This window comes from Xenorhabdus sp. NBAII XenSa04 (genome assembly GCF_963866145.1).
In the GTDB taxonomy this organism is placed as follows: domain Bacteria; phylum Pseudomonadota; class Gammaproteobacteria; order Enterobacterales; family Enterobacteriaceae; genus Xenorhabdus; species Xenorhabdus indica.
Window position 1 is genome coordinate 1 of sequence record NZ_CAWMEB010000231.1, and the last position, 463, is coordinate 463.

The 463-nt window shown below is 41.9% G+C and carries 1 protein-coding gene; it reads left to right on the forward strand.

Annotated elements, in window-relative coordinates; genetic code table 11:
- Positions 1-238: 238 nt before the first annotated feature.
- Positions 239-463, forward strand: a 225-nt coding sequence (locus AAC147_RS09235; protein WP_231571677.1) for a hypothetical protein, incomplete at its 3' end; no start/stop codon positions are given.

Here is a 463-nt window from a genome sequence, read left to right on the forward strand (position 1 = left end):
TGATGAAGGTTTCTTAAACTAAAAATACACCCAAAAGGTGTTCTTATCTTGTCTCCGAAGTGTGTTGGACGTTGGTTCATGCACTGACTTTTCGTATCAGTACCAGATCACATTTTCATTTATCTTCAATGGATAATAGGATGACTTTCGCGCATCCTGTTCATACTTCTTACTATCCCAGCTTGAATTATTCAGCGGATAAGTTTCCACACGCAAATGATTAACTCATAACTACCGTTTGACTCCGAACCTTGCGGCGTTTGTCTATGCTGCGGGCATTTCAACGCTTACACAACTTTTGCTGACTGTTCACAGAATTCAAGGCGTCACTTTTTGCGGATTTATCGCTGAAAGTGACGCCGCAGCCAAAGAAGATCACAATCCTGACAGGCTCACGCCTGCTTCACCACTCAGTGAATCTGACACTGCATTTTATAGATTGAAAAAGGAGAGATTGACGATA